The sequence below is a fragment of the Pseudoalteromonas sp. S1608 genome (assembly GCF_005887265.1).
Classification (GTDB): domain Bacteria; phylum Pseudomonadota; class Gammaproteobacteria; order Enterobacterales; family Alteromonadaceae; genus Pseudoalteromonas; species Pseudoalteromonas undina.
The window spans coordinates 98,349-124,640 of the sequence record NZ_PNDK01000012.1; the positions used below are offsets into that span (position 1 = coordinate 98,349).

Genomic DNA, 26,292 nt, shown 5'->3' on the forward strand with positions numbered 1-26,292 from the left:
CTACAAGCGCGATACATCATTGAACAAAGCGAAACATGTTAGAAAAATGAGTAGCAAGGCTCCCACTTTAAAACCAAACTCTTGTGTCTTTTCAGAGACCGGTTTTTTACGAAAAAGTTCAATTATGTAATACATTAAGTGCCCACCATCAAGCACTGGCAGAGGAAGTAAATTAAATACCCCCAAATTAACGCTGATCAAAGCTAAAAAGCTTAAAAATGCGACTAATCCGTAACTAACACTTGTGCCGGCACCGACTGCTATGCCGACGGGCCCACTTAAATTTTTTACTGATACTTGACCAGTAATTAAGTTACCTATCATGTCAAAACTGAGCGTAATTAAACGCCATGTTTCTTTTGTGCCCAGCACAATACTATCTAGTGGCCCATAATGTCTAGTCTCAACAAAATCATCAGGCCACTGCTCTGCAACCGGAGCAACACCTAAAAAGCCTTGTTCAACACCATTACTGACAACTCGGCTGTTTGGGGTCACTATTATTGTTTTTATACTATCTTGTCTTTTTACACTAAATTGTAAGGATTTGTTAGCCGATTGAGTAATAAGATTAACTAATTGCTGCCAACTGCTCATTGTTTCGCCGTTTACAGCCAGAATAATGTCGTTAACCTGTAAATTTGCCTGTTCAGCAGCAGAGTCTTTAGTAATCGCCGCAATAGTGAGTGTTGCTTGAGGGCGAAACGGCACAATCCCCAACGAGCTTAATGGCGGTACATCTTGCTGATCAAGCTTCCAACCATCGAGGTTGAGAATTTGCGTTGTTTGTTGATAATTTTCATTACGTAAAGTAACGGCAACACTTTTATCACCCAAGTGCGACATCAAAGAAAAAGTCGCATCTTGCCAATTAGTAATATCGTCATCACCAATTTTAATTATTTGCTGAGTAGGCATAATGCCTGCTTGTTCTGCTCTACTGCCTTCAACAACATTACCTACAACCGGTTTTATGGTTTGCACACCCACCATATACATGGCCGCTAAAGCAAAAATAGCAAATAAAAAGTTCGCCATAGGCCCAGCAGCCACAATAGCTATTCGCGCTTGAACAGATTTAGCATTAAACGATAAATGACGTTGATTTGCGGGTACTTCATCAACACGCTCGTCTAACATTTTTACGTAACCACCGAGTGGGATTGCCGCGATCACGTATTCAGTATTGTATTTATCGTGCCATTTTAATAAAGGTTTACCAAAACCAATTGAAAAGCGCAGTACCTTAACGCCCGCCTTACGAGCCACCCAAAAATGACCGTATTCGTGAACGGTCACTAAAATTCCGAGTGCGAGTATAAATGAGCCTAAATTCCAAAAAAAATCGAACATTTTAATGCACCACTTTGGTTATAAACTGCGCTGCGCTCAAACGTGCTAAACGATCACACTCTAAAATTTCATCAAGCGTTTGCACATTGGTGAACTTTGCAGCCTCTAACGTTTTCGCATTCACTTTATAAATATCGGTAAAACTAATTTTTCCCTGCAAAAATGCATTTACAGCCATTTCATTAGCCGCATTCACCGTAGTAGTTGCACCCTGTCCCGCATCACACGCAGCAATTGCTAATTTTAAATTAGGATAACGAGAAAAGTCAGGTTTGGTGAACGAAAAATCACAAATATCAGAAAAATTTAACGGTTTAACACCCGCATCAATTCGCTGTGGAAAGGCAAGCGCATGTGCTATAGGGGTGCGCATATCGGGGTTTCCCATTTGCGCTAAAATAGAACCATCTTGGTATTGCACCATAGAGTGGATAATACTTTGTGGGTGAATCACCACATCAATATCGCTGGCATCACAGTTAAATAACCATTTAGCCTCAATAAACTCTAAGCCCTTGTTCATCATCGTGGCTGAGTCTACTGATATTTTTTGTCCCATAGACCAATTAGGGTGCGCAACCGCTTCACTGACACTAACGCTATCAAGCGTATTAATATCACGGTTTAAAAATGGGCCACCAGAGCCAGTTAATAAAATTTTGCTAACGCCATGCTGCTCAAGCCGTGCTTGTCCTTGGGTGTTTTGTAACGTACTAGGTAAACACTGAAAAATAGCATTATGTTCGCTGTCGATGGGTAATAAAGTTGCTTGATGTTGTTTCACTTTATCAATAAACAACTGACCCGACATCACCAATGACTCTTTGTTTGCCAGCAGTACTTTTTTTCCTGCTTCAACTGCGCTCAAGGTAGGCAGTAAGCCAGCTGCACCAACTATAGCTGACATCACAGTATCAACATCAACATGCGCACAAAGCTCACTCATGGCTTTCTCGCCATGCATTACTTGTGTTTTACACATACCTTTTAAAAGTTCACTAAGCTGCTTAGCGGCTTGCTCTGAAGCCATAACAGCATACCGAGGTTGATGAGCAAGACACAACTCAGCCATTTTCTTTGCATTTTGCCCTGCGGCCAATGCGAACACCTTGAACTGCTGTTGATTTCTTGCAACAACATCTAACGTGCTAAGACCTATAGACCCCGTTGCACCCAAAATAACCAGTTGTTGCACTACACTCATAAACTCAGTGTCCAGGCAAAGCAAATAACAAACATCGGCGCTGCTGCAGTTAAGCTATCAATACGGTCTAAAATACCGCCGTGCCCAGGTAGGCAACTGCCGCTATCTTTAAGACCCGCTTCACGTTTAAACATACTCTCGAGTAAATCACCTACCGCAGAGAACAAAGCAATAAATGCTGTCATTACTGCATAAATTGGCCACACAGAAGTATCAACGTTAGTGTAATAACAAAAAGCCAATACAAATAACACCGCAGCAACCACGCCACCGGCGAGGCCTTCTATGGTTTTATTTGGACTAACTTTAGGCATTAACTTATGTTTACCGAAACTTTTACCGGTAAAGTAAGCGCCAATATCGGCACTCCATACAATACCTAGAACCACTAAAATCAGCATAGAACCATAGTGTGTTGATTCTGTATATTGCGCACTTCGAAGGGTGTTAAGCGCAAGCCACAGTGGTACCAATGTCAGTAAACCTGCAATACCGCGCATCACGAGCCCTTCATTCCAGCCTTTAGCCATAGCGGGGTAACGCCACACTAAATAACTTGCAACTAACCACCATGAAAACGATAAGGTAAATAAGTAATTGGCATCACCTACAAGCTTGCCGTTCTGCCATAGAGTTTCTATCGGCCAATGTAAATTAAGTAAACCGAGTAATACTGCAACTAACAATACAAACGCACCGCGTTTTAGTTTATCGCATAGCCCCATAAAAGCAGACCATTCCCATGCGCCCATTAATACAATAGCACCCGCAAAATAACTAAATAACGTTAGTGGGGTGTAAAAAACCAAAGCCAGTGCTAATGGTGCTAGCACTAGTGAGGTTAAAATACGTTGTTTTAACAAAATGATGACCCTTAATCTATTTTAGGTTTGAGCGAGTAATTGTTTTATTTGTTCGCCCGTGCAACCAAAACGTCGCTCTCTGGCAACGTAACATGCGATGGCCTCTGCAAAAGCAGCTTCGTTAAAGTCAGGCCAAAGTGTATTGGTAAAATAAAGTTCAGCGTAGGCTGCCTGCCAAAGTAAAAAATTACTAATTCTGACATCGCCACCAGTACGGATCAATAAATCTGGCTGTGCCTGATCTGCCATACTCATATGCTGTGCAATATGTTCTTCTGTAATGTCTGCGGGATCAAGTTCCCCATTTGCTACTTGTAAAGCAACCTGCTTAGCAGCATGAGTCATATCCCAGCGACCACCGTAATTTGCCGCTACATTTAAGTGCAGACCGGTGTTATTCGCTGTTAGTTCTTGCGCAGTATGTACTTTGGCACGCAAGCTTTCAGAGAATCGAGATAAATCTCCAATGATGGTTAGTTTTACGTTATTTTTATGCAGCTTTTTAACTTCTTTACTTAGTACAAATAAAAAAAGCTCCATTAATGTATTTACTTCGTCTTCAGGGCGGCGCCAGTTTTCACTACTAAAAGCAAATAAGGTCAACGATTGTATCCCTAATTTAGTACAAAACTGCACAGATTGACGAACTGCATCCACGCCCTTTTTATGCCCATATACACGAGGCCTATTTCTGGCTTGTGCCCAACGCCCATTCCCATCCATGATGATGGCAACATGTTTAGGCAAACATTGCTGTGAAATTGTATCAGCGTCTAGAACCATAAATTTTGTGTATTCCATAAAAAAACGCCGCCTAGTATACCCCAGACGGCGTTTCAAAACTAATAAATTTAACCTGTACCCGTGATAATAAATCTACTTTAAGCAAATAATTATACAGCTAACAACCTTGTATTTACTGATAATCGAGCCACTAGTAAAGAGAAAATACATTCTGTTACTCTTTAAAATCACACAATTAAAGTAAAGTGCGAATACTTGTGAAAAGCGGCTTAATTATTTAGCTAAAGCTGTTTGCCTAGGTCTAGAACAGTTATTAGATTTCCATCAACTCAGCTTCTTTCGCTGTTAATTGTGTATCCATTTCTTTAATAAACTTATCAGTGATTTTTTGAATTGCATCTTCACCTTGACGTGCTTCGTCTTCAGAGATGTCTTTATCTTTTAATAAATTTTTAATATCGCCATTTGCATCACGACGAATATTACGAATAGCAACACGTCCGCCTTCTACTTCGCCACGTACGATTTTAATTAAATCTTTACGACGTTCTTCAGTCAATGGAGGAAGAGGTACACGAATAACTGTGCCTGCAGACATTGGGTTTAAACCAAGGTCAGAAGCCATAATAGCTTTTTCAACCGCCTGAGCTAAAGACTTATCAAATACACCAATAGCCAGTGTGCGTGAATCTTCAATAGTTACATTTGCAACTTGGTTTAACGGTGTTGGAGCGCCGTAGTACGACACCATAATGCCGTCTAAAATTGCAGGATGAGCACGGCCAGTACGAATTTTAGATAATTGACTACCAAGTGCTGCTACACTTTTTTGCATGCGCTCTTGCGCATCTTTTTGAATATCGTTAATCACGGTTTAATCCTAATCTAGTTACTAACTTCATCTGAGGCTTGTGAAGAAATAAGGGTTCCTTCTTCTTCACCCATTATTACGCGTTTTAATGCGCCTGATTTATTCATATTAAATACGCTCAATGGCATATTATGGTCGCGAGCAAGAGTAAATGCCGCTAAATCCATTACTTTTAATTCTTTATCAATAATTTCATTGTAGCTTAAGTGACGGTAAAGTGTCGCATCAGGGTTTTTCACCGGATCATCACTAAATACACCGTCTACTTTGGTCGCTTTAATTACCGTATCAGCTTCAATCTCAATGCCGCGTAAACACGCTGCAGAGTCAGTAGTGAAGAACGGGTTACCCGTGCCAGCGGCAAAAATAACAACGCGACCTGTTTTCAACAAGCTAATAGCTTCAGCCCAGTTATAGGCATCACATACGCCATTTAATGGGATAGCTGACATTAAGCGACAATTTACAAACGCACGGTGTAGCGCATCACGCATAGCTAGGCCGTTCATTACGGTTGCAAGCATCCCCATGTGGTCACCAACAACGCGATTCATGCCCGCTTCGGCTAATGAGCCACCGCGTAAAAAGTTACCGCCACCAATAACTAAACCCACTTCTACGTCGAGTTCTACGAGCTCTTTAATTTCTTGTGCCATACGATCTAAAACTTTAGGGTCGATGCCGAAGCCTTCGTCTCCCATTAAAGCTTCACCACTTAATTTGAGAAGAACACGTCTAAAAATAGGTTTGCGATTGATAGTCATAGTTTTGGGGCCAACTTTTATTGAATTATGGATAAAAAATAACCGCGCTTATGTTAAACATAAAAGCGCGGTTATTTTAAAGAATTTCTAAGCGTGACGCAAAAGCAAATAGTACTTTAATTGCATGTATTTTCCTTTTGCATCACAAATAGTATGTCTTACTGACCTTTAGCAGCTGCAATTTGAGCAGCAACTTCAGCAGCAAAATCTTCTTCTTTCTTCTCGATACCTGCACCAACTTCCATACGTACAAAGCCAGTAACTGTTGCGTTTTTCTCTTTAAGAATTTCGCCAACAGATTTTTTCGGTTCCATGATGAAAGCTTGACCAGTAAGAGAAACCTCACCAGTAAATTTCTTCATACGACCAACAACCATCTTCTCAGCGATTTCAGCAGGCTTGCCTTCGTTCATCGCGATGTCGATTTGTACTTGCTTTTCTTTTTCAACAACATCAGCAGGTACGTCATCTGGCGTTAGGTAGTCTGGGTTTGAAGCAGCAACGTGCATTGCAACGTGCTTAAGTGTTTCTTCATCAGCAACACCTGCAACAACAACACCAATACGCTCGCCGTGACGGTACTCAACTAGTTGTTCACCAGTGATGTACTGAAGACGACGTACATTGATGTTTTCACCAATTTTAGTTACTAGCTCAACACGATCTTCTTCGAACTTGGCTTGTAAGTCTTCGATAGATGTAGTGTCAGCGATAGCAGCATCTGCAACTTTGTTAGCAAATGCTAGGAAGCTTGCATCTTTAGCAACGAAGTCAGTTTGACAGTTAACTTCTACAAGTACTGCAACACCCGCGTTTTGCTTGATGATGATAGTACCTTCAGCAGCAATGTTACCTGCTTTTTTAGCAGCCTTTGCAGCACCGCTCTTACGCATGTTTTCAATCGCTAACTCGATGTCACCATCAGTCTCAGTTAACGCTTTTTTACAATCCATCATGCCAGCGCCAGTACGCTCGCGTAATTCTTTAACTAGGGCAGTAGTTACAGCCATTAGTAAATCCTCAAATCTGAAATCAGGTTTAGATAAGCGGGTTACCCGCTCCACAAGAATAGCAAGTCTTCACCTTTAAAAGATGAAGACTTGATGACAGCTAATTACTCAGCTTCTACGAAGTCATCTTTTTCAGCTTGAGCAACGATGTTACTCTCACGGCCTTCAGTGATCGCAGCTGCAACAGCACTAGTGTAAAGGTTGATTGCACGGATAGCATCATCGTTACCAGGTACGATGTAATCAACACCGTCTGGGTTAGAGTTAGTATCAACGATTGCAACAACTGGGATACCTAGGTTGTTAGCTTCACGGATAGCAATGTGCTCGTGGTCAGCATCGATTACAAAGATAGCGTCTGGAAGGCCACCCATGTTTTTAATACCACCAAGGCTCTTTTCAAGCTTTTCCATTTCACGAGTAAGCATTAACGCTTCTTTCTTAGTTAACTTCTCGAAAGTACCGTCTTGGCTTTGAGCTTCAAGGTCTTTAAGACGCTTGATTGATTGACGAACTGTTTTCCAGTTAGTCAACATGCCGCCTAACCAACGGTGGTTAACGAAGAATTGATCGCTTTGTAAAGCAGCTTCTTTTACTGCTTCGCTTGCTGCGCGCTTAGTACCAACGAAAAGAACTTTACCTTTGTTTGCAGCAGCACCAGATAAAAACTTAAGTGCAGTGTTGAACATTGGTACAGTTTGCTCAAGGTTGATGATATGTACACGGTTACGTGCGCCGAAGATGAAAGGCTTCATCTTAGGGTTCCAGTAACGTGCTTGGTGACCAAAGTGAACACCAGCTTGAAGCATATCGCGCATTGAAACGTTTGCCATTTTGTAAATCCTCTAAGTTGTTTAGGGTTAGGCCTCCACATATCCCATAGCACCAACACCGCAGTTAAATGAAACTGAAATGCACCCAAGTGTATGTGACGATACGTGTGTGTGTTAAAATAAAATTGTGTTTGCCTTAAATACAAAAAATCATTTAAGAATTTATTTGTAAAAAGACGGCGCGCTTTATACCATATTAAAAATAAATACTCAACGTCTCGTGCAAAAATTGTGCGACGATAATCATCTAAAAACGCAACTTTGGAGCCTCAATGAGCGCTGTGATTAAGACCCCTGAAGAAATCGAGAAAATGCGTGTAGCCGGCCGTTTAGCTGCTGATGTGCTAGAAATGATCGAACCACATGTGGTACCAGGTATCACCACCGATGAGCTAAATACAATTTGTCATGATTATATTGTTAATGTGCAAGATGCTGTTCCTGCTCCTCTTAATTATCATGGTTTTCCAAAATCAATTTGTACCTCAGTAAATCATGTAATTTGTCACGGTATTCCGAATGACAAAGCATTAAAAGATGGTGATAGTGTTAATATTGACATCACTGTTATCAAAGATGGTTACCATGGTGACACATCAAAAATGTTTCATGTAGGCACGCCTAATATCCAAGGTAAACGCTTGGCAGAAGTCACTCAAGAAAGTCTTTACCTTGCCATTAAAATGGTAAAACCAGGTGTTCGCCTTGGTGATATTGGTGCAGCTATTCAAAAATATGCAGAGAGCTTTAACTACTCTATCGTACGTGAATACTGCGGCCATGGTATCGGTAGCGAGTTCCATGAAGAACCACAGGTAATGCATTACGGTAAAGCAGGCACTGGCGAAACATTAAAAGCAGGTATGTGTTTAACTATTGAGCCTATGGTAAATGCGGGCAAACGCCAATGTAAATTACTCAAAGACGACTGGACTGTGGTAACAAAAGACCGTAGTTTATCAGCTCAGTGGGAACACACCTTACTTGTAACTGAAAATGGTGTTGAAATTTTAACACTACGATCAGATGATACAATCGATAGAATTATCGAGCACTAATTTTAAGTGCGCGCTTAATCGCGATAGTAACTGATTTGCCGTATATCGCTTAAGCGGTTTGCTGTAAGGGGGTAACATAAGTTATTGCCCTTACAGCAAATATATTATAAAAATAAATTTCAACTTACAATGCAGTCCATATAGGAGCCAGCCTAAGTGGCATTACCTAACAAAGTAAAAAAGTTGCTCAATGATGCTGAGCAATTAAGCGATTACCGTGATTGCTCCGCCTATTTCTATAAATGGTTGCATAATGAATTCTCAAAACAACCTGTTGGTAAATTAATTAATGCCCGTGCAGAATTTATTGACCGGCTGCTAATCAAACTTTTTCAGGTTTATGATTTAGCTCACGAACCAGACTTGGCTTTAATTGCAGTAGGTGGTTATGGTCGTGGCGAGCTACATCCCTACTCTGACATAGACTTTTTATTACTTGTTACGAAACAGCCTAATGATGATATTTGCGAAAAAATCGGCCAATTCGTTACTATGTTATGGGATCTTAATCTCGAGATAGGTCATAGTGTTCGTACTATTGAACAAGCCATAGATCAAAAACGTGAAGATGTTACCTTTGCCACCAGCTTATTAGAAAGCCGTCTTATTTTTGGCAATCATATTGAGTTTGAAAAACTCAAAAACCATATTATTGAAACACCAGTATGGGGCTCAGGTGAATTTTTTGTCGCAAAAGTACAAGAACAAAACTTGCGTCACAGAAAGTGCCACGGTACTGCCTACAATTTAGAACCAAATATAAAAGAAAACCCAGGGGGTCTTCGCGACCTGCAAACTATTATTTGGGTCGCTAAAAAGCACTTTAGGGCCGAAACTCTGCAAGAGCTAATTAGTCACGGCTATCTGACCCATGAGGAATATCAAGAGCTGTTAGAGTGTCTTGAAAATTTATGGAATATCCGCTTTGCATTGCATTTAGCCGCAGAACGTTCAGAAAACCGCTTATTGTTTGATCATCAACCCCAAGCTGCAGAAATTTTAGGTTTTGGTAGCGATGGTAAAGCCTCGGTTGAGCGCATGATGAAGCGTTTATTCAGAATCATGAGCCGAGTACGTGAGCTTAACCAAATGTTGCTTTCGTACTTTGAGCAAAGTATTTCGCCAGACAGCAGTCAAGCTACCGTTGAAGAGCTTGATCGTAACTTTGAGCGCGTTGGCCATCAAATTCGGGTAAAAAGTCCGTCTGTATTCTTTAGACGCGATCAACTTTTTGTGTTGTTTGAGCATATTGCTGACCACCCTGAAATTACCCATATATACCCAAGCACAATTCGCACTATTCGCCAAGTTCGTCGCCGTTTATTAGGCGACCTACAAGACTACGCAGCCTGCCGAGAAGCTTTTTTACGAATCATAAAGCATCCTAATGGCATGGGGCGTGCTTTTACGCTGATGCACAAACACGGCATGATTGCCGCCTATTTACCGCAGTGGCGAAATATTTTTGGGCAAATGCAGTTTGATTTGTTTCATGCCTACACAGTTGATGAACACACCCACAAGCTGATCAATAATATTTATCAGTATTTTGATAAAACCGGGATTAGCGAATTCCCAATTTGCAGCGAAATCGTCACGCGTATGGATAAACCAGAGCTACTGTATTTAGCCGGTATTTTCCACGATATTGCTAAGGGCCGTGGGGGCGATCACTCTGAACTGGGCGCTGTTGATGCCATTGCTTTTTCTAAATTACATGGTTTTGCATCATCAGATGGTAAGTTAATTTCTTGGCTTGTTAGTAACCACTTACTCATGTCGGTAACGGCGCAGCGTAAAGATATAAACGATCCAGACGTAATAAAAGATTTTGCATCGCGAGTAAAAACAGAGCGCCAGCTCGATTATCTCTATTGTTTAACCGTCGCCGATATACGCGCCACTAATGACAACTTGTGGAATGACTGGAAAAACACACTACTACGCGAGCTTTACTTGCATACACAACGTGCTTTGCGCCTTGGCCTTGAAAATCCTATGGATCAACGCGACCAAATTCGAGATAAAAAGCATCAAGCTAAACAGCGCTTGATTAATTTGCATTACCATGAAGATCAAATTGACTTAATTTGGAGCCGCTTTAAAGCCAATTACTTTACCGCTTTTAGTGAACAACAGATTTCGTGGCATACAGAGCATTTACTAAAATGCACCGATTTAAGCCTACCCAGTGTTATTGTCTCAAATAAAGCAATGCATGGCGGCACCCAAGTATTTGCATATAGTCCTTATTCAGGTGCGCTATTTGCTCGATTAGTCAGTGTTATTGGCTCTAAAAAAGCACAAATTCAACACGCCCAAGTACTGACCACCAAAGATGGCTACGTACTGTTCAACTTTGTTATTTTAGAAGTTAGCGGAGACCCAATTGCCAGTAGCCGTGCGCAATCGATTAAACGCGGATTAGAGCAAGCATTAAGTGATCCGCGTAAAAAAATACGCTTTAAAAAAAGCCGTTCACAACGCTTTAAAGACTTTAATATTAAACCTAAAATTGTACTGCGCCCTCACCCTCGTAAGGATCGTAGCTTAATAGAAATTCAAGCGGTTGATATACCTGGACTATTAACTAAAATAGCTGAGGTTTTTCAAGCTTACTTACTCCACATACATGCCGCACGCATTACCACGGTAGGCGAGCGTGCAGAAGATTTCTTTGTGGTATCTAATAACGAATATCAAGCGCTGACTGATGAAGAGCAAGCAAAAATTCATCAGGCATTACGTAAAAAACTCAACGCCGAAATTGAATAAGAGGACACTATGTCAGATTTAAAAACCATGATTGAAAATGCGTGGGATAACCGCGACAGCATTAGCCCAACAACCGTATCAAGCGATGTTAAACAAGCAATTATTGATGCACTTGAGCTATTAGATAGTGGCGCAGCGCGTGTTGCAGAAAAGATTTCTGGCGAATGGGTTGTTCATCAATGGCTTAAAAAAGCCGTACTACTTTCATTTAGAATTCGTGAAAACCAACCAATGAATGATGGCGTAAATCAATTTTACGACAAAGTACCGCTTAAATTTAGCGACTACACACCAGAACAGTTTCAACAAGGCGGCATGCGCGTAGTACCCAACGCCGTTGCCCGTAAAGGCAGCTTTGTAGGGAAAAACGTGGTACTAATGCCATCGTATGTAAACATTGGTGCTTACGTTGATGAAGGCACTATGGTTGATACATGGGCCACTGTAGGTTCATGTGCTCAAATTGGTAAGAATGTACACTTATCAGGCGGTGTGGGCATAGGCGGTGTTTTAGAGCCGCTACAAGCAAATCCTACCATCATTGAAGACAACTGCTTTATTGGCGCACGTTCAGAAATTGTTGAAGGCGTTATTGTTGAAGAAGGTGCGGTTATTTCAATGGGTGTTTACATTAGCCAAAGTACCCGTATTTATGACCGTGAAACCGGTGAAATTCATTATGGTCGCGTACCTGCTGGTGCTGTTGTGGTTCCTGGTGCTCTGCCTTCAAAAGATGGCACGCATAGTTTATACGCTGCGATTATTGTGAAAAAAGTTGATCAACAAACACGCGAAAAAGTAGGCATTAACGCTCTGCTTCGCTCAATTGATGATTAAAAAGCAGTTGTAAGTTTTTAGCTGTAAGCGCTAAGCAGGTTAATATTAAACGTAGATTGGGTTGAGTAAAACGAAACCCAACAACACATTAAAGTTAAGTGTATTCGCTAAAATTTAATTACATACAGAAAAAGCTCTAAGCTTGTATAGGTTTAGGGCTTTTTTAGTGCTTTTAAAATACCTTCCCACAAACCTGTACCCTTTAATCGCGTTGCTTTGTTAGATACCTGCATCTATAGTGAATAAACGCATAATTCGATTATCGAGGATAAGTTGTTGCGCCTTTTCGTTTTAGGTTGGTTGGTGTTATTTGGTTCAACGCAGGCTATGGCTAATGATTTTACATCGTTTGAAGCTAAACTTAACGAAGCCGAAGATTATCTTGTTGTTAATCCCGCACAATCAATAATCATTCTTGAAAATCTCAAAGAACTAAATACAGCTCCTGTTGCGCTATTTATCCGCTGGCACTTACTTTATGCCCGATCAGCCGTGCCCACAAGTCATTACGATCGGCTTTATAAATCGATTGACGCAATATTTCAGCATCATCAAGCTGACTACTTCAAACAAAAATTGACCACCATAATGAGTGCCTTGGGAATATGGCTACGCCATGCTGAATACTTAAGCGATGCCCAGATCTCATTCAAATGTGCTTATAAATATGCGCACAACGATCGCCAACGATTAACACTCACCAACAGTATGGCGCTGGTTGCTCGCTCGCAAAATAACTTTGCTAAAGCGCGTGCTTTATACTTAAATAATCTTGATCTCACCACGCAATTAAAGCTTCCTAATATAACAGCACTTATAAAAAGTAACTTGGGCTACTTAGCGCTTGATGAAGGCAATGTTACTGAGGCTGAGCGCTACTTTAGAAGTGCGTTAAGCCTTAACCAAAATATTGATAAACGCGCGGGGCAAATCTCAACCGGGCTTAATTTATTAATGGTCTTTTTAATTCAAGAACATCAGCTTAACTTTGAACGTCTCTATACTCCAACGGCAACTTTAACCCATGCATTTCCCAACGAAGCTAAACAAGCACAGCTACTTTGGCTTGAATTAGGCTACAAAAATTTAACTGGCGATTTCATAAGTCAAAAAGATAAACATCAGCTGCAAGCAGCTTACGAGCAATTAGAAAGCGATAAAATGAAACAGCTAATAGCACATTATCTAGCTAAAAAGCTTGATGTTACTTTAACCCTACCTGAGCCCATTACCGCTAAAGAGTTTACCAGCCCTTGGTTCAACTTAGTAAAGCAATGCAATTGGGAGAAAAGTTTATAGCTTGAATTCATAAGCGTTCAGCAGAGCTAAGTTAAACACCGATGAAATCAATACAAAGCTGCTCGTCACGGACTCTAAATTAAAAAGGTATGGTTATCAATTTGCTCACTCTTATCGTTAACTTATATTCATTCTGTTATCAATAATATAAGTATATAAAACAAGCAACTGAATTAGCCAATAAACGAAATATATAATAAGGTGGTCAGGCATACTTGAAAGTTAGCAATTAATATTAAGGATTAATATGACAAAAACTGCTTTACGCTCAACTATTTTGCTACCTGTATTTTTGCCTGCAGTATTTATTATTCTACTTTTGGTAATTGGTACAAGTAGCAACCCTGAACTCGCAGGTCAGGCATTTAGTGTTGCCCTTGCGTGGATAACAGAAACCTTTGGCTGGTTTTATATGTTATCAGTCGCTATCTTCTTGGTATTTATTGTGTGTGTCGCCGCCTCCAGTTGGGGGAATATAAAACTAGGCCCCGATCATGCACAGCCGCAATACAGCTTTGGTGAGTGGTTTGCCATGTTATTTTCTGCCGGTTACGGCGTAGCGCTACTTTATTTTGGTGTAGCCGAGCCAGTACTGCATTACGCATCCCCGCCATCGGGTGCGGCTGAAACCGTGGATGCCGCTAAGCAAGCAATGCAAATTGCCTTTTTCCATTGGGGATTTCATATTTGGGCTATTTATGGAATTGTTGGTTTAGTGCTGGCTTATTTTGCCTTTCGTCATGGTCTGCCGCTGTCTATTCGTTCAGCCTTGTATCCACTAATTGGTGATAAAATATATGGTCCTATCGGTCATACCGTTGATGTATTTGCCATACTAGGCACCTTATTTGGTATTGCGACCACGCTCGGACTTTCGGTGACTCAAATCAACGCGGGGCTACACTATTTATGGCCCGATATTCCTATTAATACCACAGTACAAATTACCGCGATTGCTATTATTACCGCCGCAGCAACGCTCTCTGTAATCGCAGGGATGGATAAAGGGGTAAAACGTTTATCAATCGTGAATATGACCTTAGCGGTTTCATTAATGGCCTTTGTATTTTTTATTGGCCCAACTATTCATATTTTAGAATCGTTTTTACAAAACACCGGCAGTTATCTTAGTGGTATTGTTGAGCGGACCTTTAACTTACAAGCCTATAGTCGCAGTGATTGGATTGGGAACTGGACTTTATTTATATTTGGCTGGACGATTGCGTGGGCGCCGTTTGTTGGAATGTTTATCGCAAAAATTAGCCGCGGTAGAACTATTAGGCAATTTGTTGTTGGCGTAATGTTAGTCCCCACTATTTTTACCTTTTTATGGTTTTCAGTGTTTGGCGATACGGCACTGAATTTAATAATGAATGAAGGCTTTGATACGCTCATTGGTGATGTACAAGCAAATCATGCCGTCGCGTTATTTCAATTATTTGAAGTGTTACCGTTATCATTTTTTATTTCGCTACTCACGGTTATTTTAATTGTTACCTTTTTTGTTACCTCATCTGATTCCGGCTCTTTGGTAATCGACTCACTCGCTTCAGGTGGAAATATTAATACGCCAGCATGGCAGCGCGTGTTTTGGGCGGTGCTTGAAGGCGCTGTGGCTGCTGTTTTATTAGTGGCAGGTGGTTTAAGTGCACTGCAAACCATGACCATTGCCAGTGCCTTACCCTTTGCTATCATTATGCTAATTGCCACTGCGGGGCTTTGGCGAGCGCTAAGAATTGAGGGCCATCGCGATACCAGCCTACAAGCACATACACTCAATAGTCGTAATATTGATCTATCCCATTGGAAACGCCGTTTAGCGGCTATGGTTAATTACCCCAATAAAGAAAAAGTACATACTTTTATTGGTAGTGTAGTCGTTGAGGCAATGAAAGCCGTACAAGCAGAGTTGAAATCTCGACAATGGCATGCTGTGGTCGAATTTGATACTGATTTAGGACGCGCTCATTTAACTGTATTACGTCATGAGCATGTTGATTTTGTTTATGATATTCGCCTTACCGAGCACCCTATGCCGAGCTTTGCTTACTCAGAGCTGCGCCCTGATAACGACAATACTGAAATGTATTATAAGGCTGATGTATTTTTACGTCGTGGTGGTCTGTCGTACGATGTTTATGGCTACAATGAAGATGATATTGTGAAGGATATTCTTGATCAGTTTGAGAACTACTTACACTTTTTAGGTAACAGCCCAGGCGAACTACCTTGGGATATGGCTGAGCATGATGACATGTTAAATACCGATAAAACTTAACTGATACTGCTAGTATTGAGAAAACGGTAATTAAAAATAAAAAAGGCACTGTAAAGTGCCTTTTTATTTACTCAAATCTAGTTAATTACAGCGCGTTAAGTACATCATCTGTTTTAGCAGCGCAAATAAATCATTTTTGTGTAACAACGTAATCGTTATTTTTATCTCATTTCATAAGTAAACGAAATGATTAAATTCCCTCTAAGCTGCATTAAAATAAAATTTACATAATTAACTTACTGATGGTATAACTGAACATGTTTTGGGAACGAGCTGGTGAAAAATCAGGCTGCTAGCTAAAAACCTCACTCAGCTAGCTACCTCTTAAACCCTTTACGTAAAAAAGTGAAAGCTTAAACCGTGTTCACCCTATTTTAAAATAGTAAAAGCAGACAGCAGGTTGTACTAATGGAAGAGTATTTAATCGTAAAACAACAAAAGAAAATTCCATTTATTATTGGAGCTTTATTGTTGTTAATAGCTCTTGGCTATTCAATTAAAGTAGTGCTGTTATCTAATGAAATACCTGCTCGTTATTTGAAACCAATACTCATATCTAAAATATCCTCGCCTAATATACTAAAAGGTATTGGCACTATAGAGCCTACACAAAAGGAGCTGTTATCTGCGCCTCTAAAAGGCAATATAACTGCACTTACAATTCGTGAAGGGCAAATCATAAAAAAAGGCCAAGTATTGGCAAAGCTCGTTAACTACGAATTAGAGCAAGAAATACATACCGCTAACTATGAACAACTGAATTTAGAGTCACAAGTAGCCATTGATAAGAGCAACTTAGCAATCAAACTTTCACAAGCTAAGGTCGATTTATCTAAAGCTCAAATGGCACTGCAACAACAATTACTTGAATTGAACGCTAATAATATTTTGATGGAACAGGGTATTATTTCTGCTATTCGCTTTAAGCAAAGTGAAATGCTATATAAACAAAGTGAACTTGAAGTAAACGCTAAAAAAGAAGAACTTAACTTATTTAAAGGCGCATTTAATCAACAATTAATAGCGCTGAATAATAAAATGAGTATAGCTAAAAACAAGCTTAACTATTTAAATAAACGCCAAGAGCAACTCACTCTTAAGTCAAGTTTCGACGGAATTGTAAGCCAACATTTAGCTAAATTAGGCCAAGCAGTTACTCAAGGTCAGCCTTTGTTTGAGTTAATAGAAACAGATAATCTACTGGCAAAAATACAAGTTCCTCAATATTCATCTAATCAATTAGTAATTGGTCAACACGCCGACATAATCACACCAAGTGGAACGATAAAAGCCAAGGTTGAATATATTGATACTGTAATAAGGGATGGAGCTATTAATGTATTTTTAAATATTGAGACGCCACCTCCATGGCTTAGAAGTAGTCAAGCAATAGAAGCTCATATTTATTCTGAAGAATCTATAACAGTGCAAAATATTAAAAAACCAAGTGACTTTGATAGCCATAGCCAATGGAAGGTTTATGAGATAACGCCATCAAGCAAAGCTATTCTTACCCATATAAATTACAAATCGATCGAGCAATACACGTTAAGCTTAGATGAACCACTAAAAGGTAACTATGTGTTACTAATACCAGCTGATTACGCTACTGAAAATAACTTTGATTTAAAAGGTGCTTTTTGATGGATTATCCACTAATCGAATTTAACAATGTTTTTTATCAATACCCTAATACCAAAGTTAATACCCTTAAATCTATAAATTTTAAAATAAACAGTGGCGATTACATTGCAATTTCGGGGACTTCTGGCAGTGGTAAAAGTACCCTACTCTCTATTTTAGGCTTACTAAACTTACCTAGCGAAGGGCAATACACTATTTTAGGCACTAACACAGCAGAGCTAACCCCGGATGCTATTGCCACTATTAAAAATAGAGAATTTGGCTTTATATTTCAAAACTTTAATTTATTAAATCATTTAAGCGTTTTTGATAACGTTGCTTTGCCACTTAGTTACAACAAGTCTGTATCAAGAAATGATTATCAAAAAAAAGTAGAAACTGCACTTAATAAAGTAAACATGCTTGAGTTTATTAACACAAAGCCAAATCAATTATCGGGGGGGCAGCAGCAACGCGTGGCTATTGCTCGAGCACTAATAAACGAGCCTTCTATTATTTTAGCCGACGAGCCAACCGGTAATTTGGATTCAAACAATAGCGATAAAATATATCAGTTACTCAATAAGCTAAATCACGAAGGTAAAACCATTTGCTTAATAACACATGATGAAAACCATGCTAAGACGGCAAAAACGCGCATGTATATTCAAGATGGCAATCTAAGTGCTCAAGGGTATTAATGCGTCACTTAATCATTGATTTAACTTTTAATTGGCTAAAATACGCTAAGACAAATATTAAATTATGGCTCAGCTGCTTATTACTAAGTATTCCATTATGTTTAATTTTAAACACAAGTAATATTCATAGTCAGTATTTATCGGCTGATTACACGGCTATAAATAACAGTCAAGCTATTAAGCAAATTTATTTAAATGATTCTCAAACGGACCTACCCGTTGATGGATATATATTTGATGAAATCACTTTATTACACAATAACCTAACTGGCATTTTTGAGCGTTCAATCGAATTATCATTTAAGCGTTCAGTTAACCATGAAAGTGAGACAGCTAAAGTAAACTTCATATCGGGCGGCTATGAAGAATTAGGTATAATCCCCACTGTAGGTAGCTATGAGCAGTTAGATTTTCCAAAGCAAGGCAGCGCACTAAGTGCTGCTATTAGTTATTCATTTTGGCAAACTCACTTTGAGGGAGCAGCTAACGTTCTTGGCAAACAACTTATAGTTAATAAAAAAAGCATAAATATTGTTGCAGTAATGCCAGAGGCTTTTACAAGTTTTAGGCGTAATTATAAGTCAGACCTTATTATTCCATACGATCAGCTTAAACAAGTACTCCCTCAAGAGAGCAGCCTAACTCCAGATACGTTTACTTATATATTAGGGAACATTAAAAACGAAGCCGCTTTTTTAAAACCACTAAACAAGCACTTGCAAACCGAGATGTTTATATTTGATAACACCGAGCTTAAATTCAGTAATGGCATTGGCATTAACCCAACTCACTTTAACAAAGTGGTAAAACGCCTCAATCTATTACAATTATTATATTATATTTTGCTAACATTCAGCTTTATAGCATTTTGTGCGTTTTATTGCGCTGAATCCATAAAAAAGCAACAAGAAGAAACTATTCGTAAATTGTGCGGAGCAAATACTACGCATGTTTTTATCCAGCAAATTATTGATATAACTCTTACCAGCTTACTACTCATAATTGTAATTTGCGCTCTTTACCCGCTGAGTAATCACATTAGTACTCTATTATTACCAAGCTTAAAGCAGCTTAGCATTGCATTTTCATCAAGTAAGTTCGTCATATTTTATGGCTCTATAACTATATTTTTATTTATGCTTAATTATCTTCAAAGAAAGTGGATAACCACAAGTATTGGTCGTGGGCAAAGCGCAACTATAAGCGAAAAAATTCAGGTTTTTTCGTTACTTTCATTACTTACGAGCCTTGCCATTACAAGTGTTTACATTAGTAGTTTAGTTATATTTAGCCAAATTAATTTAAATAATAAAAATATGGGATTTGTTGCTGATAATATTTTAATTGCTAGCTTTAGCTTCCCGCAATCATCTAGCGAAGCATTTAACGCAAATAACTCCGCCCAACAATTGATGCAGCAATTAAATTCAATTTCTATTGTTGATGAAGTATCGCTTAGTTCAGTCCCGCCGCTATCGAAACGCAGTGGTTTTAGCAAATGGTATACCGTTACCGGGCAAGCTATAAGCTCAGGTAAAAGTGCCAGCACTGCAAGTCATAGAATAAGCCCTCAGTATTTTAAAACTATTGGTGCTAAGCTTATCTCAGGTCAAAGTGTGCAATGGCAGCAATATCAAAAAGTTGTAGTTAACAAGGCTTTATGGGAACAATACTTTGAAGGCACAGAGTTGAGTCAAGCTTATTTATTAGCTCAATTTAATACAGGGAAAATAAAACATAAAGTGGTGGGTGTTGTTAATAATATATATAACGAAGGAGCAGATACACCGGCACAACCCATAGTCTATAGTGTAATAAGTGCACTTACAGGTTTTGAAACAATTATAATTAAAACCAATACGCCTATCAAACATGTTGAAAATGAACTAAAAAAGGCACTTAAGACATTAAGTGTAAGCTTTAACGATTTATCTCTTACGCCCCTTTCATCTTTAGTAAAAAATGAACAAGCACCGAGAAAGGCATTACTCATAATTACAATTGTCTGTGCAATAATTCTTTTACTTTCTGCATTTTTATACAACTACAGCAGCATAAAACAACTCACAGCTAAGTCATCAACGGAACTCGCCCTAAGGCGTGCTGTAGGTGCTCGTAGCTATCAAATATGTTATTTATTTTTGAGGTTGTTTTTTATTACATTTATGGTCGCTCATATAATTATCATTACTGTCTTTTTTTCTCAATATGAAAAGCTAAATGACTTTTTATTCAAGCAGCCTATTTTTGATCTAAACACTATAATTATAGTGCATTTAATCATTTTGCTAGCGGTTGTATTTATTATTGCTATAGAGATTAAAAAAACACTGAGTAACTCTTGGAACAACTTAACTTAAGGATAAACATGTACAAATTAATTATAGCCTTACTACTTTTGTATAGCGGTAACACGTACGCCGAGAATTATAGCTTCTCGCATTACCAAATGGTTAAGTCGCCCATTAATAATACCGCTCCACAAATGTTTTTATTTAACAGCAAAGGCGAGTTAATGCATTACTCAGATAAATATTTACCCAATATTTTATCTATTTTTAAAAATAAACAAAGCCATCCTGATTCTGATTTACTTAAAAGTAATTTAGAACAACTATTAACAACATTACCCGATTTTACCCAACAAAAATATACGTTAATTTATACTTCGATAGATGAGGATGTAGGCCCTTGTCCGCCTTGTAGGCAACAAGAAAAAACTATCGACATTCTCAAAAATAAGTTTTCTGATAAACAGCTAAAGGTTCATTCAATTTCTATCAATGCTAGTGACTATGGCATGCTGAACGCAGATAAAACCTAAGTAACTAACCACACATAAAAAAGGCACTGTAAAGTGCCTTTTTATTTACTCAAATCTAATTAATTACAGCGCGTTAAATACATCATCTGTTTTAGCAGCGCAAATGAAGTCATTTTTATGCAGGCCTTTAATTGAATGGCTCCACCAAGTCACGGTTACTTTACCCCACTCAGTTAATAGACCTGGGTGATGCCCTTCGTCTTCAGCCATATCACCTACCTTATTGGTAAACGCAATGGCTTGTTTAAAGTTTTTAAACTTATAAACGCGCTCTAACTGCATAATACCGTCACGTACTTCTGGCACCCAGTCAGGGATTTTTTTAATTAATTCAGCCAATTCAGCATCAGATACTTTTGGAGCATCTGCATGACAGGCTTCACATTTTTGTGCACTTAATGAAGACATTTTAAATCCTTAGTTTAGCGTTACTTTTTTCAAAAATTAACTAGCTAATTTTTCTTTTGGAGGAAACTTAGGGTCGTGCAAACCAAGTGATTTAGCTTGCTCAACTAAAGTCATTATATCCATTTGAGATATTTCAAACAGATCATGAATCGAATTAATCGTGTAATACAATGGTTGCATAATGTCTATACGGTACGGTGTACGTAGCACATCTAGCACATTCATTGGATTAATCTCTGGTGTATCTGAATACACGTATTGGGTTTCCCCTGGGCTTGATAAAATACCGCCACCGTAAATACGTAATCCTTTTTCAGTTTGCATCAAACCAAACTCAACGGTAAACCAGTACATGCGCGCTAAATAAACGCGATCTTTTTTCTCTGCCGCGTATCCTAGTTGCCCATACTTGTGAGTAAATTCTGCAAAGTCAGGATTGGTTAGCATGGCACAATGACCAAATATCTCATGAAAAATATCGGGTTCTTGTAAGTAGTCAAATTCTTCACGGCTACGAATAAAGGTCGCTACAGGAAATTGCTTGTTAGCGAGTAACCTAAAAAACTCATCAAAATCGATAAGTGCAGGTACAGGTGCAACCTGCCAACCTGTGGTTGCTAAAAGTACTTCGTTTAGCTCACTCAGCTGTGGGATACGATCATGAGGCAGATTGATTTTTTTCAATCCTTCCATGTACTCATCACAGGCTTTGCCTTCAATGCACGCAAGTTGGCGTGCTACAAGCTCAGACCAAATTTTATTTTCTTCATCGCTCCAATGTATAACCCCATTTTCATCAGGTGTTTTGGAGGTGTAATTACTTGCTTTAGCCATAAATACCTTCTTTGGGATAAAACCCTAAATCGGTGTCAAAATAACAGCCAAATGCTTGGCTATTCGATGTAGCCATACTATGCAAAAGTGAACAAAAGTTTAATAGCTTGACGCAGATCAATACTTTTGCAGATCACACAGATCGTAAATTTAAAATTACACTAGAGCAAAGATAAAAACACAGCCCATTCTTAATAGTACCCACAGGAAGAATTTAATGTAACCATTAATTTACACCTCAAGATATTTTAGTAAATGCTTGGTTGAGATCGTTAATAATATCGTTAACATCTTCAAGTCCAACTGATAAACGAATTAAACCATCACTAATTCCAGCTGCTAGTCTTTCTTCGGGAGTGTATGGCGAATGCGTCATTGATGCAGGGTGTTGAATGAGCGTTTCAGCATCGCCTAAGCTAACCGCTAATGTGCACAGTTGCATACTATCAATAAAATGCTCACCGTCGGTTAAGCTCCCTTTAATTTCAAAGGCAATAACACCGCCAGCCGCTTTCATTTGCTTACCAATATACTTGTAACCCGGGTGAGACTTAAGCCCAGGGTAATACACTTTATTTACTTGCGGATGAGCTTCTAAATACTCAGCAATCGTTTGCGCACTTTGGCAATGGCGTTCTATGCGAATAGCTAAAGTTTTTAAGCCGCGATTTATTAACCACGCATCGTGTGGACTAATAGTGGCACCAATATCTTTAAGCACGGTCATTTTAATCTGTGTAATATGCTCAAGTGAACCACACACAATACCCGCAACAACATCGCCGTGACCATTTAAATACTTGGTCGCGCTATGCATTATAATATCGATACCGTACTTTTTTGGTGACTGCAGCAGCGGGGTTAAAAACGTATTGTCGACCACACTCAGTAAATTATGCTGTTTAGCAACATCGCCAATAAGTGCTAAATCAATCACTGCCATGGTTGGATTGATTGGTGTTTCTACAAATATCATTTTTGAGTTAGGTTTAATGGCTGCGCGCAGTTCACTCTCATTGGTCATATCAACAAAGGTGACTTCAATTCCCCATCGCGGCAACATATGCGAAAAAAAAGCAAAGGTGCAGCCATACAGAGCGCTTGATGCAATTAAATGATCGCCTTGCGATAGGAAGCTTAGTACCGAAGCGGATACCGCACCCATACCTGTTGCCGTGGCGGCGGCGGCCTCACAGCCTTCTAATTGCGCCACTTTTTGCTCAAGTTCAGTAGTGGTTGGGTTACCTAAACGCGTGTAAATATAACCGGGCTCCTCACCTGCAAAGCGGGCAGCACCTTGAGCGGCATTTTCAAAATGAAACGTAGACGTTTGATACAAAGGTGAGGTTAATGCGCCATGGGGGTCGTTTGCTTTTTGCGGGCCATGGATACATTGGGTATTTTGATGATGCTTGCTCATTGTGTGTTCTCGTTTTTATTATGTGTGTCAATAGCATAAATAAAACGCACCGCACTTAAAATCACAAGCATGCCGGATGCTCAGATGGCTATTTGTGCAAACTTTACCCAAAAAGCTGTACACAAATATTGCCAACGAACTCTCACTACTTAGTTTCAGCTCCCTTACGGCTCATAATTTTACTCGCAATCCCTTGGACTGTGCCTTTTAACAAGCTGCGCTTGTTTTCAAGACGCGGTAAGGGTCGGCTTAACTCCATAGCTTTGTAACCAATACGCGCTGTAAATATACCGGCACTAACACCTTGTGCAGCTCGCCCTGAAAGCTTGCCTAATAATTCAGCACTGAGTGCCGTGGCGGCTAAATCAGATACGAGCTCTGCACTGCCTACAAACATTACTTGCTTAATAAGCATGCGGTAAAGTTTAATACGGCTGGCATAACCAAAGCCAATGCCATATATGCGGCCTATTTGCTCTATTAATTTAGTGCCACGCCACAGCACAGCCATCATATCCATCAGCGCAATTGGGCTTAGGGCAACTAATAAAGCTGACTCTGTTGCAAAACGGTTTATTAACTTTTTAGCTTGATTGTCTTGCGTTATCAGTAAGCTATTCGCGTACAGAGACATTATTTCTTTGTCACTGTGGTGCGTAGCGACCTGATTTTTAAAGTTTTCGAAATTATCTAATTGCTGATGTTTATGAAGCTTTTCAAGCCAAGGTATCGCCCCGCCTACCTGCTCACTATTGAGCAAACGGTTAGCTTCATGGCGGTGCAGCTGATTACGCTTTAAGCTGCGTAACATTCTATATTCACGCCACAATAAACGCGATATCAGTAGTACACCGGTTATTACAGCGGTTAAGTACACCCCACCTAAAATAACTGACTGCTGAAACGCCAATACAATTGAAAATGCGAACTCAAGTAATATTAAAACAATAAAGCTCAGTGCAAATAGGCCTTTAAGGGTTTGCCACTTAGACTTTTTATATACAGGCTCAATATCGATTTCAGGTTCAATTAGCTCGTCGCTATCTTTGCTAGGCTGCTCACTTTGTCCCTGCTCTACGACTTTAGCCGCTAATAAATCTGGTTCATTTTGCTCAATATTTTGGGCATTAATACGACGCCCAGCCTGAAATTGGTGTGTTGACTCACTCATGTTAACTTATCTCCTAACAAGTACTGCATCACATGGTCTAAGCGAATGTGCTTAAGCTGTTGTTCTGGGCTTGGCATAGGTGCAAATGATAAAAACTCAAACCCATGTGCTGGCCACTCACTTTTATTGAGCATTCTGCTCGGCGGCTGAGGAGGCAGGTAAGTTAACCACTGTTGTTCATTTAATGGCTTGCCATAGATACAGTCGAGTGTTTGCCCCTTATCAACCACTTGGCGGGACACAGTAGCAGCAATTGATGACATCGCCAGTGTTTCTATTTTAACCCCATCAAATTTTAAGTGATTGCTTTGCTCTTTAACTAACGAATCGAGTAACAATGCAAGATCTTTGTGATGCTTCGCACTGATGTGATCGGACTTATTAGCAGCAAATAATATTTTATCAATATTAGGTTTAAACAAGCGTTTAAAAAAACCAGAATCACCATAGCTAAAGTGTGACAATAGTTGATTGATCACTCGACTTTGCTCAGCCAACGTTTCATAACCTTCATTTAACGCACTCAGTACATCTACGAGTACAATTTGACGGTCAAAATGGCGAAAATGCTCATTATAAAATGGCTTAACGACTTCTTTTACGTAAGCATCAAAACGTTTAATTAAATGTGCTAAGTTAGAACCTGCTACTACATCGTCACTTATTTTTTCAGGACTAATTGGAAAAAATAATAATAATGGTGCACCTTGCAAGTCGCCCGGCATTAACATTCGCCCTGGCTGTAACATGGCAAGCTTAGTGTCTTTTTTTAGCCCTACCAACATGGTTTGATAACGTTTTGCAATATCAGCCAGTGCGTTTTCATCTACCGGTGCATCTAAATCAAGCTGCTCTATGGATTGCAAAAATTCAGCTGAGCTTTGGTTACGTGGCGTTTGGCTTAGCAATGGATATTGTTGCTCGCACCATTGCTCAAAGCTTTGCGCGAGCATAGGTAGGTCAAGCAACCACTCACCAGGATAGTCAATAATATCTAAATACAGCGTCGATTGTGGTGAGAAATGACCGCGCAGACCCGCGTTGCTTTGATATTTAATCGCCAAACGTAAAGTATTTATTCGCTCGGTAGAAGCGGGCCATGCAGGGTCGCCTTCACTTGGCAGTAAAGCACTTATTGCGCGGTTATAATCAAAAGTGGGAACATTTAATGCCTCTTGCGGCACAATTTTAGTAGCAATGTGGCGATGTTCACGCATTACATCAAAAAAAGGTAAGTTGTTGTCATTCGCCTGAGAGGTTAAATGCTTAACTAACGCGCTTATAAACGCAGTTTTACCACTGCCGCTCAGCCCTGTTACGGCAAGTTTAACATGTTGGTCTAAACTACGGTGCAGGGCTTTTTGTGCTTTGCCTTTAACGCTTTTAAAGGTCTTTTTTGCAAATGATTGGCTCATAAAGTGT

22 protein-coding genes are annotated in these 26,292 nt (G+C 39.5%); 9 read left to right on the plus strand and 13 right to left on the minus strand.

From position 1 onward, the window contains the following. From rseP to rpsB, 8 genes are all read right to left on the minus strand, one after another. Positions 1–1,353 carry a sigma E protease regulator RseP gene (rseP, locus tag CWB75_RS05525; RefSeq protein WP_138570099.1) on the minus strand — a complete coding sequence of 451 codons (1,353 nt, stop codon included), beginning with the start codon at positions 1,351–1,353 and terminating at the stop codon, positions 1–3. A gap of 1 nt (position 1,354) precedes the next feature. Further along, entirely contained in the window at positions 1,355–2,557 is a 1,203-nt protein-coding gene (gene ispC, locus CWB75_RS05530) for a 1-deoxy-D-xylulose-5-phosphate reductoisomerase (protein WP_138570100.1), read from the minus strand. Continuing rightward, positions 2,554–3,420, minus strand: a complete 867-nt coding sequence (locus CWB75_RS05535) for a phosphatidate cytidylyltransferase (RefSeq protein WP_054202414.1) — start codon at positions 3,418–3,420, stop codon at positions 2,554–2,556. The genes ispC and CWB75_RS05535 overlap by 4 nt, the downstream gene beginning before the upstream one ends. A gap of 21 nt (positions 3,421–3,441) precedes the next feature. Beyond that, positions 3,442–4,221 (minus strand): undecaprenyl pyrophosphate synthase, encoded by a 780-nt coding sequence (uppS, locus tag CWB75_RS05540; RefSeq protein WP_010388117.1) that lies wholly within the window; start codon positions 4,219–4,221, stop codon positions 3,442–3,444. 256 nt (positions 4,222–4,477) lie between these two features. Continuing rightward, complete coding sequence (gene frr / locus CWB75_RS05545; RefSeq protein WP_218651693.1) at positions 4,478–4,999, minus strand: ribosome recycling factor; 522 nt, start codon at positions 4,997–4,999, stop codon at positions 4,478–4,480. A gap of 50 nt (positions 5,000–5,049) precedes the next feature. Continuing rightward, positions 5,050–5,799, minus strand: a complete 750-nt coding sequence (pyrH, locus tag CWB75_RS05550; RefSeq protein WP_016899281.1) for a UMP kinase — start codon at positions 5,797–5,799, stop codon at positions 5,050–5,052. A gap of 158 nt (positions 5,800–5,957) precedes the next feature. Next, entirely contained in the window at positions 5,958–6,809 is an 852-nt protein-coding gene (gene tsf, locus CWB75_RS05555; RefSeq protein WP_010388114.1) for a translation elongation factor Ts, read from the minus strand. A gap of 104 nt (positions 6,810–6,913) precedes the next feature. Then, positions 6,914–7,642, minus strand: coding sequence for a 30S ribosomal protein S2 (gene rpsB, locus CWB75_RS05560; RefSeq protein WP_008110990.1), 729 nt, complete (start codon positions 7,640–7,642; stop codon positions 6,914–6,916). A 272-nt stretch (positions 7,643–7,914) separates the two neighbouring features. Between rpsB and map the strand changes: the two genes are divergently transcribed. The 9 genes from map (at position 7,915) to CWB75_RS05605 (ending at position 21,037) form a co-directional block, all read left to right on the plus strand. Then, positions 7,915–8,700, plus strand: coding sequence for a type I methionyl aminopeptidase (gene map / locus CWB75_RS05565; RefSeq protein ID WP_054202413.1), 786 nt, complete (start codon positions 7,915–7,917; stop codon positions 8,698–8,700). 156 nt (positions 8,701–8,856) lie between these two features. Then, on the plus strand, positions 8,857–11,475 hold the full coding sequence (gene glnD / locus CWB75_RS05570) for a [protein-PII] uridylyltransferase (RefSeq protein ID WP_138570101.1): 2,619 nt from the start codon (positions 8,857–8,859) through the stop codon (positions 11,473–11,475). 9 nt (positions 11,476–11,484) lie between these two features. After that, positions 11,485–12,312: a 2,3,4,5-tetrahydropyridine-2,6-dicarboxylate N-succinyltransferase gene (gene dapD / locus CWB75_RS05575; RefSeq protein ID WP_010388107.1), complete on the plus strand. Its 828-nt coding sequence runs from the start codon at positions 11,485–11,487 to the stop codon at positions 12,310–12,312. A gap of 276 nt (positions 12,313–12,588) precedes the next feature. After that, entirely contained in the window at positions 12,589–13,611 is a 1,023-nt protein-coding gene (locus CWB75_RS05580) for a tetratricopeptide repeat protein (RefSeq protein WP_138570102.1), read from the plus strand. Between the two features lie 247 nt (positions 13,612–13,858). Next, positions 13,859–15,889, plus strand: a complete 2,031-nt coding sequence (locus CWB75_RS05585) for a BCCT family transporter (protein ID WP_138570103.1) — start codon at positions 13,859–13,861, stop codon at positions 15,887–15,889. Positions 15,890–16,297: 408 nt separating this feature from the next. Continuing rightward, entirely contained in the window at positions 16,298–17,533 is a 1,236-nt protein-coding gene (locus tag CWB75_RS05590) for an HlyD family secretion protein (RefSeq protein WP_138570104.1), read from the plus strand. Beyond that, positions 17,533–18,213, plus strand: a complete 681-nt coding sequence (locus CWB75_RS05595; protein ID WP_055013471.1) for an ABC transporter ATP-binding protein — start codon at positions 17,533–17,535, stop codon at positions 18,211–18,213. The genes CWB75_RS05590 and CWB75_RS05595 overlap by 1 nt, the downstream gene beginning before the upstream one ends. Next, positions 18,213–20,573 (plus strand): ADOP family protein, encoded by a 2,361-nt coding sequence (locus CWB75_RS05600; protein ID WP_138570105.1) that lies wholly within the window; start codon positions 18,213–18,215, stop codon positions 20,571–20,573. The genes CWB75_RS05595 and CWB75_RS05600 overlap by 1 nt, the downstream gene beginning before the upstream one ends. 8 nt (positions 20,574–20,581) lie before the next feature. Then, positions 20,582–21,037 carry a hypothetical protein gene (locus CWB75_RS05605; RefSeq protein ID WP_109874331.1) on the plus strand — a complete coding sequence of 152 codons (456 nt, stop codon included), beginning with the start codon at positions 20,582–20,584 and terminating at the stop codon, positions 21,035–21,037. A gap of 63 nt (positions 21,038–21,100) precedes the next feature. On the opposite strand, the gene CWB75_RS05610 is transcribed toward CWB75_RS05605, so the two are convergent. The 5 genes from CWB75_RS05610 to CWB75_RS05630 all read right to left on the minus strand — a co-directional run bounded on the left by CWB75_RS05610 (position 21,101) and on the right by CWB75_RS05630 (position 26,285). Beyond that, a complete protein-coding gene (locus CWB75_RS05610; RefSeq protein ID WP_008111000.1) occupies positions 21,101–21,445 on the minus strand; it encodes a 4a-hydroxytetrahydrobiopterin dehydratase in 345 nt (114 codons plus the stop codon). A 36-nt stretch (positions 21,446–21,481) separates the two neighbouring features. Further along, positions 21,482–22,279, minus strand: coding sequence for a phenylalanine 4-monooxygenase (gene phhA / locus CWB75_RS05615; RefSeq protein ID WP_008111003.1), 798 nt, complete (start codon positions 22,277–22,279; stop codon positions 21,482–21,484). A 238-nt stretch (positions 22,280–22,517) separates the two neighbouring features. Next, positions 22,518–23,699 (minus strand): methionine gamma-lyase, encoded by a 1,182-nt coding sequence (gene megL, locus CWB75_RS05620; protein ID WP_075169623.1) that lies wholly within the window; start codon positions 23,697–23,699, stop codon positions 22,518–22,520. A 145-nt stretch (positions 23,700–23,844) separates the two neighbouring features. Then, on the minus strand, positions 23,845–24,870 hold the full coding sequence (locus CWB75_RS05625) for a TIGR01620 family protein (protein ID WP_138570106.1): 1,026 nt from the start codon (positions 24,868–24,870) through the stop codon (positions 23,845–23,847). Beyond that, entirely contained in the window at positions 24,867–26,285 is a 1,419-nt protein-coding gene (locus CWB75_RS05630; protein ID WP_138570107.1) for a YcjX family GTP-binding protein, read from the minus strand. Before CWB75_RS05630 ends, CWB75_RS05625 begins: the two co-directional genes overlap by 4 nt. Between the last annotated feature and the right edge of the window lie 7 nt (positions 26,286–26,292).

Coding starts and splice junctions, on each gene's coding strand:
- CWB75_RS05630 (WP_138570107.1), bottom strand. CDS start 26,285: ATGAGCCAATCATTTGCAAAAAAGACCTTTAAAAGCGTTAAAGGCAAA.
- rseP (WP_138570099.1), bottom strand. CDS start 1,353: ATGTTCGATTTTTTTTGGAATTTAGGCTCATTTATACTCGCACTCGGA.
- CWB75_RS05595 (WP_055013471.1), top strand. CDS start 17,533: ATGGATTATCCACTAATCGAATTTAACAATGTTTTTTATCAATACCCT.
- dapD (WP_010388107.1), top strand. CDS start 11,485: ATGTCAGATTTAAAAACCATGATTGAAAATGCGTGGGATAACCGCGAC.
- pyrH (WP_016899281.1), bottom strand. CDS start 5,799: ATGACTATCAATCGCAAACCTATTTTTAGACGTGTTCTTCTCAAATTA.
- CWB75_RS05605 (WP_109874331.1), top strand. CDS start 20,582: ATGTACAAATTAATTATAGCCTTACTACTTTTGTATAGCGGTAACACG.
- map (WP_054202413.1), top strand. CDS start 7,915: ATGAGCGCTGTGATTAAGACCCCTGAAGAAATCGAGAAAATGCGTGTA.
- CWB75_RS05610 (WP_008111000.1), bottom strand. CDS start 21,445: ATGTCTTCATTAAGTGCACAAAAATGTGAAGCCTGTCATGCAGATGCT.
- CWB75_RS05600 (WP_138570105.1), top strand. CDS start 18,213: ATGCGTCACTTAATCATTGATTTAACTTTTAATTGGCTAAAATACGCT.
- uppS (WP_010388117.1), bottom strand. CDS start 4,221: ATGGAATACACAAAATTTATGGTTCTAGACGCTGATACAATTTCACAG.
- CWB75_RS05590 (WP_138570104.1), top strand. CDS start 16,298: ATGGAAGAGTATTTAATCGTAAAACAACAAAAGAAAATTCCATTTATT.
- tsf (WP_010388114.1), bottom strand. CDS start 6,809: ATGGCTGTAACTACTGCCCTAGTTAAAGAATTACGCGAGCGTACTGGC.
- frr (WP_218651693.1), bottom strand. CDS start 4,999: ATGCAAAAAAGTGTAGCAGCACTTGGTAGTCAATTATCTAAAATTCGT.
- rpsB (WP_008110990.1), bottom strand. CDS start 7,642: ATGGCAAACGTTTCAATGCGCGATATGCTTCAAGCTGGTGTTCACTTT.
- megL (WP_075169623.1), bottom strand. CDS start 23,699: ATGAGCAAGCATCATCAAAATACCCAATGTATCCATGGCCCGCAAAAA.
- phhA (WP_008111003.1), bottom strand. CDS start 22,279: ATGGCTAAAGCAAGTAATTACACCTCCAAAACACCTGATGAAAATGGG.
- ispC (WP_138570100.1), bottom strand. CDS start 2,557: ATGAGTGTAGTGCAACAACTGGTTATTTTGGGTGCAACGGGGTCTATA.
- CWB75_RS05585 (WP_138570103.1), top strand. CDS start 13,859: ATGACAAAAACTGCTTTACGCTCAACTATTTTGCTACCTGTATTTTTG.
- CWB75_RS05625 (WP_138570106.1), bottom strand. CDS start 24,870: ATGAGTGAGTCAACACACCAATTTCAGGCTGGGCGTCGTATTAATGCC.